Below are 18,974 nucleotides of genomic sequence, written 5' to 3'. Positions count from 1 at the left end.
TTATTTCCTCCCTTTCGCCAAACGGATCCGGGGATCAATGAATCCGTACAGAATATCCGTTAAGAAGATCACGATTACAAGAATGGCCGAGTAGAAAATGGTCAATCCCGCAATCATGGTGTAGTCATTGGAATAAATGGACTGCACGAAGTGGGTGCCGAGTCCAGGAACGGAGAAGATCCGTTCGACAACCAGTGTACCCGTGATAAGGTTTACAAATATGGGACCCAAAATCGTGATAACCGGCAAGATTGCATTCCGAAGCGTATGGCGGAAAACCGTCGTTCTTCGAGATAAGCCCTTAGCCTTGGCCGTCTTGATGTAATCTTGGTTCAGCACGTCCAGCATGGAGGTTCTCATCATACGGGCCAACTGTGCCATCGTGCCGAAAGACAGGGCAATGGCTGGCAAAACTCGGTGTTCAGGACCGTTCCACAAGCCTGGCGGAAGCCACCCTAGTTTAACGCCAACAAAATACGACAGAATCGGACCAAGAACAAAGGACGGAATCGACACCCCGATAACCGCCGTCAGCATAGCTCCGTAATCCGCTGCTTTATTATGGTTCAAGGCTGCAATAATTCCAAGCGATAACCCGATAATAATAGCAATTGTAATGGCCCACAAGCCTAACTCCAATGAAGCCGGGAATGCTTGCTTGATCTTATCCGTGACCGTATGGGCCGGGAATTGGAATGATACCCCCAAATCACCTTTTGCCACGTCACCGATGTACTTCACATACTGCTCCCACATGGGTTTATCTAAGCCATATTGGGTCATCAAAATTTTACGTTGGGCGTCAGTCATCTTTGCGGAGGCCTCACCGAAGGGATCCCCCGGCAAGCATTTCATCAAGACGAAAGTTAACGTCGTGATGAGCCACAATGTAATGAACATGTAGATGATACGCCGTATTGTATACTTAAGCATGCGGCACCTCCTTTTACGTAATCATGAGAAGAGGCCGTTCGTCCTGATCAGGAACGGCCTCTTCCATGTTCATGCAAATCTTCTATTATTGGAACTGCTTATTTCACGGAAGTCCATTTCAGTTCCCACTCTTGGCCGTACGGCGGAAGAATGAGTCCATCGATGTTGGTACGCTTCGCATAAACTTGGTTACGGAAGTACAGTGTGGAGACCGGAAGTTCCTTCATCAGAATCTTCTCTGCGTCAACCAGCATCTTAGCGCGTTTCGCACGGTCGCTTTCCTTGTCGGCGCCCTTCACCAAGGCGTCATACTCGGCGTTGGACCAATCGTTATCATTGAATTCGCCGCCTGTAATCCACATATCAAGGAAGGTCATCGGATCGTTGTAGTCAGCACCCCACAGAGCAAGCAGAGCTTCGAAGTCATGCTTGTGCTGCTTGTCGACACGCAATTCGTGCGGAACCGGCTGGCTTGTTGCTTCAACCCCAAGATTTTGCTTCCATTGTGCCAAGATGTACTCGATGGTCTTCTTGCCTGCGTCGGAATCATCCGCCATCAGACTGAACTTAGGCAGTGCAGTCATGTTCAACTCTTTCAGACCTTCAGCCAGCAAAGTCTTAGCTTTAGCAGCATCGAACGCCGGTTGAGTGTCGCCTGCTGCTTTACGGAAGTCGCCGCCGTTGCCGTCCAATGTACCGTTCGGTACAAAGCCGGTGGAAGGAGTGGAGCCGTTCTTCAGGATGGTGTCAACCAGCGGTTTGCGGTCGATCGCCATCGACAGAGCTTGACGAATCTTGGTGTTGTTGAAGGCCGGGAACTTCTTAGTCTGGAACTGAACGTAAGAGTTGGTCAGTTCCTTCTTAATGGTGTATTCCGGCTTGCCGTTATACATGGAGACAGTGTCGCCGCGGAGCAGCGTCAAGTCGGCTTCCTTGGATTCGAACAGGTTCACACCGGTTTGCGGGTCTTTAACCACGTTTACGGTAACCTTGCTCAGCTTTACATTGGCAGCATCCCAATATTTGTCGTTCTTTACCAGAACCAGCTTCTGCTCATGATCCCAGCTTTGGAGCTTGAACGGACCTGCGCCCAGAACGTTGGGTGCGTCTGCGCCGTTCTTCTCGCCTTGTTTCGTTACGAAAGCTTCACTTTGCGGGAAGAAGGTACAGAACGCCAGGAGCTCGGTGAAGAAGCCTTTCGGTTGGGTAAGAGTGATCTCCAAGGTCTTGTCATCCTTGGCTACGACGCCGAAGTTCTTCTTCAGGGAGTCGAACTCAGCTTGGTCCTTAGCGGCGTGCAGTTCTTTACCGCCCTTGATCCACTCCAGGAAGAAGCTGTATTGAGCTTTGGTAGCCGGATTCAAAGTGCGGAGGTAAGAGTATACGAAATCCTGAGCTTTCAGCGGAGTGCCGTCAGCATAGGTCAGATTGTCCTTCAGGGTGATGGTGTAGGTCAGACCATCGGCCGAAACCTTGGGCATTTCTTTTGCAAGACCCGGAGTAGCCTTCAGATCCTTGTCGAGACGGTACAGACCTTCGTTCACCGCCGCGATGATGGTGAAGGAAGCGTTGGCCGTTGCTTTGGATACGTCCAGAGCAGGCGGATCGGCACTCATGTTGATCTTGATTTCTTGAGCCGCTTTCGGTGCAGCGGAAGTGTCGGCCGGAGCCTTTTCTTCGCTGTCAGATTTGCCACAACCGGCTGCGGTCGCCGCAAGGGTGAACGCAAACGCGGTGATGAGAACTTTCTTGAAGTTCATGGAATACCCTCCCTTTGATAAATATGTAGAATTGTTTTTTATGGTAAAGGCATGACAAGTGTACAGCAGTGACAATCGTCACACCATTAGCCCTAATTCGTGAACATTTGTACACCGGTTAAATACAAATCCATCCGGGACGCTTGTTTGTTTATGTCAGATATACTAACACGAATATTTTCCATGTCATTATATTTAACACATATTGAAGAGTGTGTAAACTTATTTTTCACAATCTTTACACGAAATCGGGTTGTTTTTCACAATTTTGCAACAATCCGATAAATATAGTTTTTGCAGATTCTTACCGGATATAACCTTTTTCAATTATACAACCACTGGTTAATAAAATCTACGATTTTTTGACGGAAACATTTACAAATCGCTGTAAGCGCGATCACTCTCGTACCGTCTGGAATGGCAGTTTTAATATTTATACAAAAAAAAGAGAGCTTATGCAAGATAAGCCCTCTCCCAGGGACTTTCCCATATCCTTCATTTCAGAAGTCCGAGGGTCTAGTATACTTCATTACCTTATCGATCGCAAGCGAGAGCTCCCGGTACACATCCGTCTCCACCTGGGCACGGAGCTGTGTTTTGGCGAACATCTCCCCTTTGTCCGTTGAGACATATCGGGGAGGCAGAGCGTTCAGCACGATCGCCATAATATCCGCCTGACTGCTCTCCCCGCAGTCGGCCAGGTCGGCTCTGTGGTTCATCAGCTCCTTCAGGCAGCTCTTCACAATGTCTTCCATCAGATTATGGACTTGCATGACATCCGCTCCTTCTATTATAAATTAAGTCTGCGTACGGTTATAACGTATATTCCGTGGCCAGATGCACCAGCCACAGAAGGACGTACAGCACGCTTAAGACAAGGAAGCCCGGCCTGCTGATCCACCTGAACAGAGCAGCCGGGTCCAGCCGGCCCGAACGGTTTTCGAGCTCCCTTCCCTTCAAGCCCGCCGCCGTCAGGATGACGAAGAGCAGTAGCCAGAAGCCCCACTTGCCGCCCGTCAAGACATTAAGCAGACCGGAAACAGATCCGATCATGATGAAGAAAGACAAGTCCATGGCCGACCGCGTTGCCGTTCTCTTGTTCCGGCGGATCAGATAGGCCGCGATCCAAATTCCTCCGAAGGTTACGAACGGATACGCCGCCAGCCCCTCATACCATGTCATTAATAGGGCTGTCATCGCTTGATCCCTCCGTTCCTGCTGTGCACTCATTCCAGGATTCCCTGCACCGTACCAGACGGTATACCGCCCCGTGAACCGGAAGATCCAGTCCCAGCCGGCCGGCCACCCGGAGCAGGCTGCCGTTGAGCCATTCCAGCTCCGTCCGCCTTCCCGCCTCCATATCCTGCAGCATGGAGGATCGATTCCGCTCCGTTGCCCGGCATACTGCCAAGAGGCGCTCCCACAGGTCGTCTGCAATCCCGATTCCCAAAACCTCCGCCACGCCGGACGCCTCCTGGAACAGTGACCGCATCAGCGCCAGAGCATCAGTGGAATCCAGCAGCCTCCCGTTCGGGACGCCCAACAGTGCCGTGACTGGATTAATGACGGTATTGATGATCAGTTTGTTCCATATCTCTCTATCAATGGAATTCGACAATTCCGCTTCAAATCCTGCCCGAACCAGGATGCTCAAGAGTGAACGGAGCTGTTCCGGCTCTCGGACCTTACCGCCAGGCTCGCCGATCCAAGTCTTGCCGCTGCCCGTGTGGTCCACGGCATGAAGCTCTGTTCTCCTGGCCCCTTCCGTCGTCACGGCTGCATAGACGGGTGCGGCAACAGCTGCGGCACGCAGCTTGTCCACATGTCCGATCCCGTTCTGAAAGCAGCATATGGACGTACCCGGCCCGCACCACATGGAAAGGCTTCGGATCAGCTCGTCCGTGATATCCTTCTGTTTGACCGCCAGCAGGATCCAATCCGGCCGTGGAATACCCGCCCCGGGCCCGCCGGAATAGGACGCAATAGATACGGAATCCGCCTCCGTATGATTGTGGCGGCCCCCTTCCCGGATCGTCAGCCCGGAACCGGCAATTCGGCTCGCCTGCTCCTCCGACCGGGTTACCACTCTGATCGTTGCTCCTGCCGCCGCCAGCTTCGAGGCCAGCAGCAAGCCGATGGAGCCCCCTCCGATACAATCGATTCGCACGGCATCACATCCTCTATCTCCAATATAGCATGAGAGCCGCCCTCTTCCAAACCGATCCGCCGGCTCATAAGGAGCCGGACATATTCAAAAGGGCGGCCCATTATGGAGCCGCCCTTCCTCTTATCCCGCTACTCGATTCGTTCCAAATTGCCGTTGGCATCCATCTTGAACCGGGATTTGCTCTCCTCGTCCTCTTCCACCAGAAGAGCCAGCTTCCGGGCCCGGTCCATGATCTGAATCAGCGCCTTGTAGTCGTCATTCACCACTCGGTAGTCCGTAGAGACCTCACTGACCTCTGAGCTGAGCTTTTCATTCTCTCGCTTCAAGTCTTCCAACTCTTGCTTCGTTTCCGCAAGCTCCTTCTCCAACGTCCGGATCTGTCGAGCCATCTCGGAGAACGTGGTCTTCCACTGTCTCAAGTACCGGATGACCCCATCGATGGAAACGGATTCTTCGGTAAACGCGTCCAGACGGGAGTAGCCCGGTTCGGCCAAATCCAGCATGGCCACGGATGCCGTGGGTACACCGGCGGAGTTTTTCTTCAACTGACTGCGTTTTTGACGCTGCGCTTTGGACATTTGGATGGCTGCTTCATATTTTTTTCGGACGAAGCTGTTCCAACGGAATCCGCAAGCCGCCGCCGTTCTTCCGATCCGCTCCCCCACTTCTTCAAAAGCGGCTAATTGCGTGCTGCCCTCACGGATATGCCGGAGCGTAACCTCCGCCAATATCAAATCGTCTTCTTCGCTCCAGGCGTCTTGTCTGACTGCTGACATCGTATAACCTCCTAAGCGTGTAATGCCGGCATAAACGGGCTTCAATGAAGAGTCTCTGGATGAAAATGTCCCAATACTTATTGATATGCCCATAGTAGAGTTCATAGAATCTATTTCATACTATTTGGTATTGACATTTTTTCTTTGAAACATACATCGACCCTAGGGTCTTGGATGACACATTTTGGAATTTTTATTTAGAATGATTTAAAAATTTTTGATTTTGGTCACGTATTGCGTTTACACTCTCTATGTCTATAGGTATAATAAGATGAGAAAAATGATCGATAACGAACGACAGAGAGGGGGAGTTTCGGCGTGGCACGGATGTTTCGCGTTCTCGGCTTCTGGACCTTGGCCATCGGCCTGATGGCATTGGCGGGCGACATGGTTCCGATGGCGTTCATCTTCTTGTTCCAAACGGCGGTATTCGTCATCCTTGGATACTTGAATCTGTCCGAACGGACCTACATATTGCTGTTCTGGGGTTACATGCTTTTGGCATTTACGGGCTTCACCTACTGGTCATTCTTTGAATTAACGGTCTAGCACCCCGCATAAAGAAGGCGGATCCTCCGGGATCCGCCTTCTTTATGCGCTCTGAATCAGGACTTTGAACAGCTCGCTCATGGAATCCGAAAGAAGAAGCTGGCGGATGGCCCGGTTCCGTTTGGACGCGGCGCTGAACGGATCGGCTCCTCCGTGCTCCTGAAGCATCTCCAAAATGCCGTTGTCCACCAGAAACTGCTTCTGCGTCGTCAGATTCCACCGGGAAAGCCCCGCCTCCAAGCCTGCCTGGAGGCAGGCGCTGAAATCCACATGAGCCGTCATATCCTGCTCGCCTGCGAATACGTAGGGATTGTCGTAGGCCTGATGCTCCCTGTAGCACATCAAGGTTCCCGCCATCCGGTGCGGAGCGAAGAGCTCCTCCGCCACATCCCCATAATCCACGGTGACGAGGGTCGTACGGTCGTCCATCCGGGCTGCCTGCTCCCGGATCCAACGGCCAGCATCCAGATTCAGGTCCGCCGTCTGCCCCTGCTCCAGCCGAATACCGCTCTGTGCCATATATTCCAGCACGGACGGCTCTCCGCACGGAAGCTCTGTCTCGGTGAAGCTTCCGGACTCCGGATCCCAGCCCACGTAGAGCTCCATCAGACCTTGCGGCCGCTGACGAATCCGATGGACCGGGAAAGCATCCAAGAGCTCGTTAGAGAACACCAGCCCGGTTCCATACCCGCCCGCCGGTGTGTTCTCCAGCACTTCAGTCCGGTCAGCATGCCCCTGCAGCGCATCGCGGATCAAGCTTTGATGATGGGGGCTTCGTTCCACCACCTTGTATTCCAATCTCGCATACAAGCTCGGATTCTCTAGACGGATCCGATCCAAGATCTGCTTCGCCAGCCTTCCGGTGCCGCCCCCCCATTCGGTGACGGTAAAGCGTTCGTCCTGCCGTACCGATGCCAATCGGGCGATATAGCGGGCCATCACATCCCCGAATACGCTTCCGATATGGGACGAGGTATAGAAGTCCCCCTCCCTTCCCACCTTCGGCCGATTCCCGGTGTAATAGCCCCCGTCAGGATCATACAGACACATCTCCATATAATCGCGGAACCGCAGCACCCCTCCGGGTGCCGCTGCCATCCGGCTCTTGATCTTGTCCACCAGCAGCCCTCCGCTGGCTGCCGCCGCTTTTTTGTCCAACCGGTTCACCGCCTGTTCCCGTCCGAGTACCATGCAAGGTTTCACTAAAGACAAATGGTGTCCGAACGTTTATAATAAGTGAAGATTTGTATACGCAAAGGAGAGCTTGTCCGCTATGCTGCATAAGAGGAAATCCACCTTGCTGCTCGCCGTACTCATGACCGCCTCTCTGACCGCCGCAGGCTGCTCCGAAGAGAACCATGCCAAAGAGCGGATGGATCAGGCGCTGACCAAACAAGCCGAGATGAAGTCCTATTCCTTCACCGGCAACGCCGACCTGAATCTGGAGATGCCCTCCCAGAAGGAAGGGAGCAATCCCATGACCTCTGCCCTCCTGACTATGTTCATGAAGGGCAAGCTGGAATGGAACGGTGCGGCGTCGACGGACCCCGTACGGTTCGAGACCGACCTGAAGAGCACGCCTGCCGGCTCCGCGGCAGCGCTGGAGCTTCCCGTTCTCTTCAAGGATAACAAATTGTTCCTGCACATTCCAATGCTGAATAAGGACGGGGAATATTACTCCGTAGATATGGCTGAGCTGGCGAAGCTGTCCGGCCAAGCCAACCCCATGAGTCCCGACAGCCTGAAGAACATCTCCAAGACCATGTCCGATGCCGCCAAGCTGGCTATATCCGACGTGAATCCCAAGTGGTTCGCGGAATCCGACGCCGGCGCTTTGAAGGACGGAACCAAAGCCGTCTCATACCGTCTCGACATAACGGATAAGAACCGCAAGGAAATCACCGACGCCTTGAAGGCCAAATGGCCTCAACTGGCGGATACTCTGAAATCGTCCGGCATCTTCACCGGCTCCCAGGCGGAGGAATGGAAAGCGCAGAGCGCTACGCTGGACGTGAAGGCTCCCGGCTCCATTGAGATTAAGGTCGATTCCGCGGGATTCATCCGGGAGCAGAACGTATCCCTGTCCCTCTCCTACCAAGGCAAGGACGGCAAGGGCCATAGCTCCTCCTTCCGGGTGGCGCAGGCTTACAACGATGTGAACCAGTCACCCAAGTTCCAGAAGGAAGAGCCGAAGAATGCCCGTCCTCTGTCGGAGATCCTGAAGCTGATCATGCCTCCGAAAACAACCAAATAAGCGGTGTCACTTGCTTCCCTATGCCGGGGAAGCATTTTTTTGTCATCTTTTTCTCTGAATTGTGATAAAGTTAATGGAGAAAGAGATTTAGAGGAGCGAATCATGGGAAAACCTCTGCGTTATACCATCCTGATCATACTGTGCGCCGCCATTCTGCTGTCCCAGAGCAGCCCCGGCTCTGCAGACACCACCCTGGACGAAATCAAGCAGCTGCTACAGAAGGGTCTGACCCTCTCGGAGCTGGATCAAGAGATTGCCAGACTATCCGGCCGAGAGATACAGGTCGGGGAGCAGATCGGCCGGACGGAAGAGCTGATCGCCGCTAACCAGGCCGATGTGACCAAGACACGGGAACATGCGGCCAAGGTGCTTCGTGCCTATTATATGGGCGACCGGGACAAATTATGGATGCTGTTGTTCTCAGCCAAGTCTTTATCGGATGCTCTGTCCATCTATGAATACCTCAACATGATCGTGCATAACGACCATCACTCTCTGAACGCCTATACCGATTCTTACCAGGCGCTGACCGATTCCAAGTCGAAGCTGGAGAACGAGCGGCAGGAGCTTCAAGCAGTGAAGGCCCGCTTCATTGAGCAGCGGGAGAAGGCTTTGGCCGTCCAGAAGGAGATCGACGAGGCCTTGGCGGCAAGCGCCAATGCGGCGGCCCTGAAGACGGAGCTGGATAAGTTTACGCAGGAGTGGAAGGAAAAGGGCGTCCCCTTGTTCCGCTCTTACCTGACTTCCATCTCTTCGGCCATGCAGAGCTTGCCCGAGCTCATGACGGCGGAGAATCTGGACATCAACATCGCCAAGCGGACCTTGACCTTCACCATTACCGATGTGAAGCTGACGGAATTTTTCCGGACGAAGGATCCGATCTTCCACAACATCACCTTCGGGTTCGAGGACGATTCCTTCAAGGCCTTCGGAACCGACAACGGCACCCAGGTCTCCATCATCGGAAAGTACACTGTAGAATCGGAGCCGAACCGGCTGCAGTTCCATGTCGAGCGGCTGACCTATAACGGGTTCGTCCTCCCGGATACCTCCAACCGGGCCCTCGAGCAGGAATTCGATCTGGGCTTCATGCCGAGTAAATACATCAAGGGTGTGGAGGCAACGGATATGACGATGAAAGGCGGCAAGCTGAGCTTGAAGCTGAAGCAGAACTAGGGGTTGGACCCCGGTTCGCTTTCGGCTCAAGCGGCAGCGGCCGCCTTTTTTGCTTGGTTTATTTGGACTTGGAGGGGAATACCCAGCCCTTGTCCGTATTCTCGATCAGCTGCTTCACGCTGCTCTCGCCCTTCCACAGCTTCTGAAGCTCCGAGGCCAGCATGTTCAGATTCTTCGGCAGCTCGGCGGCGGGCGGGAATACCTTGCCCTGCTGGATCAGCCAATCGTAGGAATTGATGTGCTCGTCTCCCCGCAGAGGAGCCAGATTATAGGACGGAATCTGTGCGGGCAGGATCTTCGTCTGGTTCCAGGACTTAATCTCCGTCTCCGGCACCGTCATCTCCTTGATCCAATTCATAAGCAAGCGCGCATGGGGCGTCCGCGAGGAGATCGTGAAGCTCCTCCCCTTCAGCCACACCGGGTGTTCGTTGTTGTTGAACGCGGGAATGGAGGCGATGGCCAGATCATCCTTGGACTGCTGCTTGAAGGCTGATACGGTGGTCACCATGGCGCCGATGTTTCCCTTGGCCAGCTCCTCCCAGGGAGACCATGCCGAGGAGGCAGCCGGGAAGTTCTTCGGGTATGCCTTGCCTGCCCAGGACTCCTCCTGTGGAGCCAGAAATGCCGACAGCTTCTTCTCCGCCGCAGCCGGATCCTTCCAGAGCTTCTCGGCATCCAGCCAGGCTCCCGTCAACGCCGACGTCAGAGCAATGAACCCGTACGGATCAAGCGGATCCAGATAAATGCCAAACTTGCCTTCCTCAGGCTTCAGCAAGGACTTGCTCCAGAGAAGCAGCTCGTCCGGAGAGCGCGGCGCCTGTTCCAGCTTATGCTGGGCGGCGGTTTTTTTGTTCCAAACGATAATGTAGGGATCCACATCCTTGGGTACGCCCCATATGTATCCATTCCACTTCACTTGGTTCATCAGCGTGCTGATCCGGCCGTTCTGCTGGTCGCTGGAGAAGAAGTCCCCCACCGGCTGCAGGAAGCCCAGGGCGGCGAATTCCTGGACCCAGTTATTGTCGAGGAGCATCAGATCGGGAGCTTCTCCGATCTGGCCGGCCTTCTTCCACTTGTCGTAAGCGTCCTTGGCCGGTATATTCTCTACTTGGATCTGAATGCCTTCATGCTGGTCCGCATATTGCTTGGACATCCGGGAGAAGATCTCGAACTCCTTCGGATCCATGGATACGGAGGCTCTTACGGTTTGACTGCCGGTTTTGGAATCGCTTCCGGATGGATTCACCCCGGCTCCCTGAACGCCGACCGTCTCCCCTTGCCCTCCCTTTCCGGGAGTCCCCAGGCATTGGCTGAATACGAGAGCGGAAAGCCCGAAAATGCAAAGGATCACGAGCAGGCTCTTTTTCTTTGTCACAATCAACTCTCCTTTCGATTCAACCCCCCACATTTTATCATATCACAAGTTTCGCGGCGTTTGGCGTATAATTTTACCTATGCTAAGATAAAAATAAGGACTTTAGGATGATATTATAGGCGAAGCTGGTGAAAGAATGATGAAAAGGCTCGGAATCCTGATGCACCTTCCCGAAGGCAAGACACCGGGGTATTACGCCCAGATTGTCAAAGGTTTGGCAGCCCGGATCCGTCTGCTGGACCGGGACAAGGAGCTGCTGGTTCTAGAGCAGCCCGGAGACCGGGACGCCGTGCTGGAGGTGCTGTCGGACTATAAGGTCCCGTCCGAGGAGCTGGAGCTGTACGCCCTGCCGGAGGACGTCCGGCTCTATCCCGCTTTCACGGATTATGGCTTCACCTCCCGGCAGGAGCGCTCTTATCTGTATGCCGAGCAGACCGTTCTGTTCCGCCCGGAGGGCGCCGGAGAACGCACCGAACTCCATCAGCTGCTGCTTCAGCTCGAGGAGCACCTCATTGCCTCCTGGGGCCCTCCGGATGCGCCGGACGGACTAGCAGCTGACCGCAGCCTGACGGAGCTTATGGAGGGCCTGGCAAGGGCCTACGGCTTCGGCATCCGCTACCTAATGGAAGAATAATAGCCGTCAAGAACAAACAAGCATCCCTAGCCCGCCGCAGCGGTCCATGGGATGCTTGTTTATTCTTGCTGGATATATAAGCTAGCTACAGGAGATCCGCGGCGAGCTGCGCCAGCTTGGAGCGTTCGCCCCGTTCCAGCATAATGTGACCGGCGATGCTCTCCTCCTTGAAGCGCTCCACCACATAGGTCAGCCCGTTGCTGGAAGCGTCCAGGTAAGGATGGTCAATCTGGTCCGGATCCCCCATCAGCACGATCTTGCTGCCCTCGCCCACCCGGGAGACGATGGTCTTGACTTCATGGCGCGACAGGTTCTGAGCTTCATCGATGATGATGAATTGACCGGGGATGGACCGTCCGCGAATGTACGTCAAGGCCTCTACCTGGATGCTGCCCAATCCGGCCAGCACCTTGTCGATATCTCCCGGCTTCTTAGTGTCGAATAGGAACTCCAGGTTGTCATAGATCGGCTGCATCCAGGGACGGAGCTTCTCCTCCTTCTCTCCCGGCAAGTAGCCGATGTCCTTGCCCATGGGGACGACCGGACGGGCGATCAGAAGCTTCTTGTACTTCCGGTCGTCCTCGACCTTCATGAGACCGGCGGCGACAGCGAGAAGGGTCTTGCCCGTACCCGCTTTGCCCGTCATGGTGACCAGGGGGATCTCATCGTTCAAGAGCAGCTCCAGCGCCATCCGCTGCTGTGCATTCCGGGCTCCGATGCCCCAGATGGGATCATTGCTCAGGAACAGGGGCTCCAGCTTCTGCCCCTCCGCATTCACCTTCAAGAGCGCCGACTTCGAGGTGCCCATCTCATCTTTAAGGATGACGAATTCATTCGGGAAGAGGGGGTAGCCCAGATTCAAGCTCTTCACGCTCAGGAACCGGAAGGAATAGAATTCATCGATGATGGAAGGGTGCACCATTAAGGTTACGCATCCGGTATACATCTCCGAATAGGAGACGACCCGGTCCGACATGTAATCCTGCGCGGGCAGGCCCAGCACATCCGCCTTGATCCGGACCAGCGTATCCTTGCTGACGATGACCACAGGCTTGGGATGCTCCTTGCCCTGCTCCTCCATATGATAATTCAGGGCGACCGCCAGAATCCGGTTGTCGTTGGTCATCTCCCCGAATACTTCCTGCATCTTGGTAAAGCTGCGGTGGTTCAGCTCGACCTTCAAGGTTCCGCCGTTCTCCAAGAGGACGCCGTCCTGCAGCCGCCCCTTGGCCCGGAAGCCGTCCAGAAGCCGGGACGCGTAGCGGGCGTTGCGGCCGATCTCATCCGCCATCCGCTTCTTCGTATCCATCTCCTCCAGCACGATGGCGGGAATGATGACGTCATTGTCCTCGAAGGCGAACACAGCATTGGGATCCTGCAGCAGTACGTTTGTATCCAGAACATAGATCTTTTTCATATGGGTCCCCTCCACGATTGTCGGTTTCTATCGGCCATACATAGATAAGGCTTGCATGGACAAAATATCGTGTACCACGGACAACAGAAAGGACGATGTTGAAGTGCGTAAGCCAATAGCTGGTTGCATGTTGGCCGTCATGCTGCTATCCGCCGGCTGCGGCCGGAACGACGACCAGGCGGACGAAGCCCGGGGAACGGAGCAGAGACTTCAGTCGAAGCAGGCCGCCCAAACTCAGGGAGGTCAGAATGCCGATACCCAGACCCGTCTGGAGGATCTGGCGAAGAGCATCCCCCAGGTCACCGATGCCAAGTGTGTCATACTCGGTAAAACCGCCATCGTCGGGATCACGGTGGACCCTGCCCTGGAACGTTCCCGGGTCAATGTCATCAAATACTCGGTGGCGGAAGCATTCCGCAAGGATCCGGCGGGCATCAACGCATTCGTCACGGCGGATATGGGGTTGGGCGAGCGGATTCGACAGGTCCGGGAGGACATCCGCAACGGGAAACCGTTCTCCGGCTTCGCCCAGGAGCTGGGCGATATTATCGGACGGGTGGCTCCTCAGCTGCCCCGGGACATCCAGCCGATGGATGACCACCGGAACGATGACCCGAGCTCCGAACAATTCCAAAATAACAATCTTTAAGACAAACTCCTCACTTAACCGCGGATTTCCTTCAAAAAATGGGAAAAGCCTATCTGCACACGCAGTTAGGCTTTTCTCATGGCTTCAAACACTTGTCCGTCGAGCTTGTCGGCGGCGCGTTTGTCGTATGTCTTCTCCACTTCCGGCTCTACGGAAACGCGGGCGCCGTAGAACATGGCGTCCCGCACCTCGCGGATGCCGATGTCGATGCAGGCCAGCTTGAACGGAACATTCTCCAGCTCCTCCGTCACCACCGCCGCTTCGCCATGAATCGCATGCAGCGTCCCGGCAGCAAAAAGCGACACCGCCACGCGGGGATGAGCTTTGACGTTCGCGATGATGCGGGAACGGCCGTCCACGGCAAACCGAATCGTGCCGGGATCCTTGGCATATACCCAAGAGATGGCGTTGACGCCCGGCGCTCCGGTCTCGGCATCCATGGTATTCAGGATGACTAAGCTAGAATTTTGCAGGATCGAGAATAGCTGTTCGTTCAGTGCTGTCACGGTTTCTGCCATTCCTTCTGGTCCTCCTTCAGCGCTTGGTGTAGGTTAAGTGCAGGGAACCCTATTGGGTTTGGAATCATTATAACATATGCAGAAAATACCAGCCACCGAATCGTAAGGACCGGTCCCTTTTGCACACGTATATTGTATCTTATCCTTCCGTGAACAAGGATATGTCCCCCGCAGGGACAGATTCACGCAAAAAAGCCCCGGCCGCCCAACGGGCAGACCGGAGCCGATATGATGATGAATCAATGATACCGGATGTCGGCATTGATATCGGCCAGTAGCTGTCCGGCCGTTTCCTTGTCGAACATTTGACGCTTCGTCTTGCCGTCCAGCGTATAGCGGACGTGAAGCATTGTCTCATCCTCGGCATCCACTTGAAAATCCGACAGGTGGTGGTCCTCCCGGAGAATGACCTCGAAGAACCGTACGGTTTCCTTCGCCGCCTGATCCTCCGGCCGGGCTTCTGCAACCAGATGAATCTGCAGCCAATTCAAAAGCGCATCCTGAAGACGCATTCTTCAGTCCTCCTTCACCAGCATGGTGGGTTGTCCCATTCGGGCCCATTCGAGCATGCGGAGCAGCCATTCGCGCTCCTCCGCGCTCCAATCCCCGACTTCGCCTCCTAGCGCCTTCGCACAAGCGTCCTCCTGCTCCTTCGAGCCGGGGAGCCTGTCGACGAAGGCTCTTCCGCATTCCGACAAGCCGAATGAGCTGCCGTCGAAAACGATGGAGACCGCCGTGTTCAAGTCCGGCGCCTCTCCGTTCCCGCATTGGGCAGCTTCCTCCTCCGGATCGGAAGGAAGAATGGACGCCTTGACTAGGGGAAGCAACCGGGCATGGAAGCGCTCGGCCAGACGCTGGCGGAACCCATCCAGAGGAGGTCCCCCCGGAATCCGGAGCCGTTCGGCGCCAAGCACCAGCGGATCATCGGACTCCACGGGAGTCAGCCAAAAATAGGACATGCCCATCACTTCCTGTCGCGGTCGGAATTATTTGCGTTCCGTCTGCCCCTGCGGCTTCGTCCGGTTCACGAAAAACATGCGGATCCGGACGATGAGCATCAGTGACAGCGCGGCAGCCATGCTCTGTACCACCGGCATCTGAAGGTCCAGCTGGAACAGCCAGAGGATGAGAGCTCCTACGCCGATCAGGAGGTAGATCATGGCTTCCTTAAGAACCGGCAGGCGCCGGGCCCGGAACACCTTGATATACACGAATGCCAAGCTGATATACAGCAGCAGGTAGGTAAGAAGGGAATGCTCCCGTAACCACGCGGTCATAACGCCACCTCCGGTTCATTGATCAGATGCCGCCGATCGAAAGACGATAATTAGGCGTTGGATTCCGCCATTTTCCGCTGCTTCTCCGCCCGTTCCCGCTCACCGCGGTTGAGCAGTTTCTTCCGCAGACGGATCGACTTCGGAGTGATCTCGCAGTATTCGTCGTCATTCAGATATTCCAGCGCCGCTTCCAGGGAGAACAGACGCGGGGTCTTCATGCGCACGGTCTCTTCCTTGGTGGCGGAGCGGATGTTGTTGACGGCCTTCTCCTTACAGATGTTGACCACTATATCCGTATCGCGGGTATGCTCTCCGACGATCATGCCTTCGTACACCTCGGTACCCGGCTGGAGGAACAGGATGCCGCGGTCTTCAACGGACAGAATGCCGTACAGGGTGGAGGTGCCGTTCTCCGTAGAGATCAGCACGCCTTGGTGGCGTCCGCCGACTCCGGCGCCCAGGAACGGGCCGTATTTCTCGAAGGCATGGTTCATGACGCCGTAGCCGCGGGTCAGGGTCAGGAAGTAGGTCCGGTAGCCGATAAGGCCGCGGGCCGGGATCAGGAACTCCAGACGGACGGTGCCCATGCCGTTGTTGGTCATGTTGATCATCTCCGCCTTACGGGTGCCCAGGCTCTCCATGACGGCTCCCATGTTCTCTTCCGGTACGTCGATCACAAGACGCTCGATGGGCTCCATCTTCTGTCCGTCGATCTCCTTGATGATGACCTCCGGCTTGGAAACCTGCATCTCATAACCTTCGCGGCGCATGTTCTCGATCAGAATGCCCAGATGAAGCTCTCCCCGTCCGGACACGACGAATGCGTCGGGGCTGTCGGTGTCCTCCACCCGGAGGCTGACGTCGGTCTCCAGCTCCTTGTAGAGACGTTCGCGAAGCTTACGGGAGGTCACGAACTTGCCTTCCTTGCCGGCAAACGGGCTGTTGTTGACGACGAAGGTCATCTGCAGGGTCGGCTCGTCGATCTCAAGAACCGGCAGCGGCTCCGGGTTGGCGAAGTCCGCGATGGTCTCGCCGATGTTGATCTCCTTGATGCCGGCGATGGCTACGATATCTCCGGCGCCTGCCTCTTCGATCTCGATCCGCTTCAGACCCTGGAAGCCGAACAGCTTCTCGATGCGGGCTTGACGGATGGTTCCTTCCCGGGTGCAGACCGCAACGGTCTGGCCTTGGCGCAGCACGCCCCGGTTCACACGGCCGATGGCAATCCGGCCCATGTATTCGTTGTAGTCCATCAGCGTAACGAGGAATTGCAGCGGGTCCACAACACTCTCGGTCGGATGGGGAATATGCTCGACGATGGTCTCGTAGATGGCTTCCATGTTGTCCTGCTGGGAGTCCGGCTCCTTGGAGGAGGTGCCTTGCAGGGCGGACGCATAGACGACTTGGAAATCCAACTGATCGTCATTGGCGCCCAGCTCGATGAACAGATCCAGCACTTCGTCCACCACTTCCGCCGGACGGGCGTTGGGGCGGTCGATCTTGTTCACCACGACGATCGGGTGAAGGCCGTGCTCCAGAGCTTTGCGGGTAACGAACTTGGTCTGCGGCATGCAGCCCTCGAAAGCGTCGACGACCAGAAGCACGCCGTCTACCATCTTCATGATGCGCTCCACTTCGCCGCCGAAGTCGGCGTGTCCAGGAGTATCTACGATGTTGATGAGGTAATCCTTGTATTCGATGGCGGTGTTCTTGGCCAGGATCGTGATGCCGCGCTCCCGCTCCAGATCATTGGAGTCCATGGCCCGCTCTTGAACGGCCTCGTTCTCGCGGAAGATGCCGGATTGCTGGAGAAGCTTATCCACCAGCGTGGTTTTGCCGTGGTCGACGTGGGCGATAATGGCGATATTGCGGATTTTCTCTCTTGCATGCATGGTATGGGTTCCCTCTCAATTCCAAGAAAATAGCGCCGGACAGCTCCGACGCTTGACATTTGTCTAATTATACGATCTATAAGCCGAAAAATCAAGCGAACTGAATTACCAGGAACGTCTGCGGGACATCATCAGCCACAGCCCGACGGCAATCAGCACGAATGCGATGAAATAGACGCCTACGGTGAACATGAAGGTAAAGGCGAAGAACACGCCGGAGATGATGGACAGCACCATGGCGGCCGTGAAGGCTCCCTTGGAGCTGCGGGCGCTGAAGATATGGAGCTCGTAAAGTCCCACCGCCACGCCGAAGATGAAGCCGGGCCACAGGTAGACCATCGAATCCCAGCCGAACAGGTTGCAGTAGAAGAACATCAAGGAATACGTAATCAGAATTCCGCCGGGCACCAACACCCCTACGGGCACAATCCGGGAGAAGTAGAGAAAGTGGAATACCAAACCGGGCAGCAGCACGAATACCGGCCATAAGAAGGCTCCCAAGGCGGCGAATACGCCGAGCTTGCCCAACAGCAGGATGACGGCGATGCCGATCAGCAAGAGTCCGATCGAATAATTGTTCCGGGCCATAACAGTCCCTCCAGATAGACAGAATGCGACATGCTTCAAGCTTTAGTTTATCTGAAATGGGGTAAAATTACCAGCACCGGATTGACCGGCCTGTCCTCCACTGACGGTAAGCCGCTACTCCTTCAGCTTCTCGAACGAGGCGTCGTAGAGACGGAACATGGTTTTGTAGCCGGATTCGTCCACCTTGACGCCGACATCCAGCCGTCCCGTTATCTTCAAGGCGCCGGAGGTATAGCGCAGCTTCTCCCCCTTGTCGGTGAAGGCGATCATGATCTTGTTCCAATAGGTCTCGTCCCCGTTGTCGAACGGGCATTCGGCGCCCGGCTGGGGAATGACGAGAAACCAATGCTTCTCGAAGCTGAGCACCTCCCCCATATAACCTTTGATGGTGACGGTCTTCCCGTTCATATCCCAGAACTTCTCCGACGGGCGGTTCTGCTGCTCGTTGTCGAAGAACTCGGACCAATGGATGTCCCCGGAGCCCGAGGAAGAGCCGGCAGCGGCGGACGGGGCAGGTGCGCCGGCGGACGGAGCTTCGGCTCTGGGCCCGGCTGGCGCTTGAGCGGCCGGGGCGGCCGATGCCGCGGCCGGAGCGGTTGAGGCCGATGCCGGGCTGACCGCAGGCGCAGCCGAAGAGGGACCGCCGCTAGAGCCCGCGGGAGCATCAGCGGCGGCCGGCTGAAGAGCGGCTGCCGTAGGCTGAGCCGTGTCCGCGGCCGGAGCGGCGGCAGGAGTGGCAGGCGACTCCGCGGCTTGCGGCTGGGACGCGGACGTACCGGCGGGCGGAGAGGCATTAACAGGGGCAGGAGCCGTCATGGTGATCTGTACGGCTGCCGGCGCAGCGGCCATTGCGAAGGTGCCTGCCGCATCGGCGTCCCGGTTTTTATCGCCGCATCCGCTTGTGGCAGCGGTTAGACCAATGGCGAGAGCCGTGTAAAGGATCCAGGCCGGTTGAATGGGGCGTCGCATAGGCGTTCAGCCTCCTTGATGATGATGTTTCTGTACCGGG

General features: G+C 55.7%; 21 protein-coding genes. 5 read left to right on the top strand and 16 right to left on the bottom strand.

Annotation, left to right across the window (positions count from 1 at the left end; translation table 11 throughout):
• The 6 genes from ACSEXW_RS11540 to ACSEXW_RS11515 all read right to left on the bottom strand — a co-directional run bounded on the left by ACSEXW_RS11540 (position 1) and on the right by ACSEXW_RS11515 (position 5,636).
• Positions 1-933, bottom strand: a complete 933-nt coding sequence (locus tag ACSEXW_RS11540; RefSeq protein ID WP_438446293.1) for an ABC transporter permease — start codon at positions 931-933, stop codon at positions 1-3.
• A 98-nt stretch (positions 934-1,031) separates the two neighbouring features.
• A complete protein-coding gene (locus ACSEXW_RS11535; RefSeq protein WP_438446292.1) occupies positions 1,032-2,693 on the bottom strand; it encodes a peptide ABC transporter substrate-binding protein in 1,662 nt (553 codons plus the stop codon).
• A gap of 500 nt (positions 2,694-3,193) precedes the next feature.
• A complete protein-coding gene (locus tag ACSEXW_RS11530) occupies positions 3,194-3,466 on the bottom strand; it encodes a late competence development ComFB family protein (RefSeq protein ID WP_438446291.1) in 273 nt (90 codons plus the stop codon).
• Positions 3,467-3,506: 40 nt separating this feature from the next.
• Positions 3,507-3,890, bottom strand: coding sequence for a DUF3397 family protein (locus ACSEXW_RS11525; RefSeq protein WP_438446290.1), 384 nt, complete (start codon positions 3,888-3,890; stop codon positions 3,507-3,509).
• Positions 3,862-4,860 (bottom strand): ketopantoate reductase family protein, encoded by a 999-nt coding sequence (locus ACSEXW_RS11520; RefSeq protein ID WP_438446289.1) that lies wholly within the window; start codon positions 4,858-4,860, stop codon positions 3,862-3,864. Before ACSEXW_RS11520 ends, ACSEXW_RS11525 begins: the two co-directional genes overlap by 29 nt.
• Positions 4,861-4,988: 128 nt before the next feature.
• On the bottom strand, positions 4,989-5,636 hold the full coding sequence (locus ACSEXW_RS11515) for an RsfA family transcriptional regulator (protein ID WP_438446288.1): 648 nt from the start codon (positions 5,634-5,636) through the stop codon (positions 4,989-4,991).
• Positions 5,637-5,954: 318 nt separating this feature from the next.
• On the opposite strand from ACSEXW_RS11515, the gene ACSEXW_RS11510 reads away from it, so the two are divergent.
• The gene (locus ACSEXW_RS11510; RefSeq protein WP_438446287.1) at positions 5,955-6,185 is read left to right on the top strand and encodes a DUF2626 domain-containing protein; all 231 of its coding nucleotides are present in this window, start codon (positions 5,955-5,957) and stop codon (positions 6,183-6,185) included.
• A 42-nt stretch (positions 6,186-6,227) separates the two neighbouring features.
• On the opposite strand, the gene ACSEXW_RS11505 is transcribed toward ACSEXW_RS11510, so the two are convergent.
• A complete protein-coding gene (locus tag ACSEXW_RS11505) occupies positions 6,228-7,376 on the bottom strand; it encodes a class I SAM-dependent methyltransferase (protein WP_438446286.1) in 1,149 nt (382 codons plus the stop codon).
• 82 nt (positions 7,377-7,458) lie between these two features.
• Here ACSEXW_RS11505 and ACSEXW_RS11500 point away from each other — a divergent pair, with 82 nt between their 5' ends.
• Together ACSEXW_RS11500 and ACSEXW_RS11495 are read left to right on the top strand one after the other, a co-directional pair.
• Positions 7,459-8,439 (top strand): hypothetical protein, encoded by a 981-nt coding sequence (locus ACSEXW_RS11500; RefSeq protein ID WP_438446285.1) that lies wholly within the window; start codon positions 7,459-7,461, stop codon positions 8,437-8,439.
• Between the two features lie 102 nt (positions 8,440-8,541).
• A complete protein-coding gene (locus tag ACSEXW_RS11495; RefSeq protein ID WP_438446284.1) occupies positions 8,542-9,615 on the top strand; it encodes a coiled-coil domain-containing protein in 1,074 nt (357 codons plus the stop codon).
• 58 nt (positions 9,616-9,673) lie between these two features.
• Here the strand turns inward: ACSEXW_RS11495 and ACSEXW_RS11490 are convergent, their stop codons facing one another.
• Entirely contained in the window at positions 9,674-10,990 is a 1,317-nt protein-coding gene (locus tag ACSEXW_RS11490) for a sugar ABC transporter substrate-binding protein (protein WP_438446283.1), read from the bottom strand.
• A gap of 136 nt (positions 10,991-11,126) precedes the next feature.
• Here ACSEXW_RS11490 and ACSEXW_RS11485 point away from each other — a divergent pair, with 136 nt between their 5' ends.
• Positions 11,127-11,624, top strand: coding sequence for a hypothetical protein (locus ACSEXW_RS11485; RefSeq protein ID WP_438446282.1), 498 nt, complete (start codon positions 11,127-11,129; stop codon positions 11,622-11,624).
• A gap of 85 nt (positions 11,625-11,709) precedes the next feature.
• On the opposite strand, the gene ACSEXW_RS11480 is transcribed toward ACSEXW_RS11485, so the two are convergent.
• On the bottom strand, positions 11,710-13,041 hold the full coding sequence (locus tag ACSEXW_RS11480; RefSeq protein ID WP_438446281.1) for a PhoH family protein: 1,332 nt from the start codon (positions 13,039-13,041) through the stop codon (positions 11,710-11,712).
• 103 nt (positions 13,042-13,144) lie between these two features.
• On the opposite strand from ACSEXW_RS11480, the gene ACSEXW_RS11475 reads away from it, so the two are divergent.
• Positions 13,145-13,690, top strand: a complete 546-nt coding sequence (locus ACSEXW_RS11475) for a YhcN/YlaJ family sporulation lipoprotein (RefSeq protein WP_438446280.1) — start codon at positions 13,145-13,147, stop codon at positions 13,688-13,690.
• 65 nt (positions 13,691-13,755) lie between these two features.
• Here the strand turns inward: ACSEXW_RS11475 and ACSEXW_RS11470 are convergent, their stop codons facing one another.
• From ACSEXW_RS11470 to ACSEXW_RS11440, 7 genes are all read right to left on the bottom strand, one after another.
• Positions 13,756-14,208 (bottom strand): pyridoxamine 5'-phosphate oxidase family protein, encoded by a 453-nt coding sequence (locus ACSEXW_RS11470; protein WP_438446279.1) that lies wholly within the window; start codon positions 14,206-14,208, stop codon positions 13,756-13,758.
• 239 nt (positions 14,209-14,447) lie between these two features.
• Positions 14,448-14,720, bottom strand: a complete 273-nt coding sequence (locus tag ACSEXW_RS11465) for a hypothetical protein (protein ID WP_438446278.1) — start codon at positions 14,718-14,720, stop codon at positions 14,448-14,450.
• A 3-nt stretch (positions 14,721-14,723) separates the two neighbouring features.
• A complete protein-coding gene (locus ACSEXW_RS11460; RefSeq protein ID WP_438446277.1) occupies positions 14,724-15,167 on the bottom strand; it encodes a hypothetical protein in 444 nt (147 codons plus the stop codon).
• Between the two features lie 27 nt (positions 15,168-15,194).
• Positions 15,195-15,485 (bottom strand): YlaH-like family protein, encoded by a 291-nt coding sequence (locus ACSEXW_RS11455; RefSeq protein ID WP_438446276.1) that lies wholly within the window; start codon positions 15,483-15,485, stop codon positions 15,195-15,197.
• Between the two features lie 50 nt (positions 15,486-15,535).
• Positions 15,536-17,377 (bottom strand): translational GTPase TypA, encoded by a 1,842-nt coding sequence (gene typA, locus ACSEXW_RS11450; RefSeq protein WP_438446275.1) that lies wholly within the window; start codon positions 17,375-17,377, stop codon positions 15,536-15,538.
• Between the two features lie 105 nt (positions 17,378-17,482).
• On the bottom strand, positions 17,483-17,965 hold the full coding sequence (locus tag ACSEXW_RS11445; RefSeq protein ID WP_438446274.1) for a hypothetical protein: 483 nt from the start codon (positions 17,963-17,965) through the stop codon (positions 17,483-17,485).
• Between the two features lie 114 nt (positions 17,966-18,079).
• On the bottom strand, positions 18,080-18,934 hold the full coding sequence (locus tag ACSEXW_RS11440) for a hypothetical protein (protein ID WP_438446273.1): 855 nt from the start codon (positions 18,932-18,934) through the stop codon (positions 18,080-18,082).
• Positions 18,935-18,974: the final 40 nt, after the last annotated feature.

This window comes from Oryzibacillus soli, assembly GCF_051594765.1.
Lineage (GTDB): Bacteria > Bacillota > Bacilli > Paenibacillales > NBRC-103111 > Paenibacillus_AR.
Note: the sequence above shows the minus strand (reverse complement) of the source record. Positions and strands in the feature narration are given on the sequence as shown.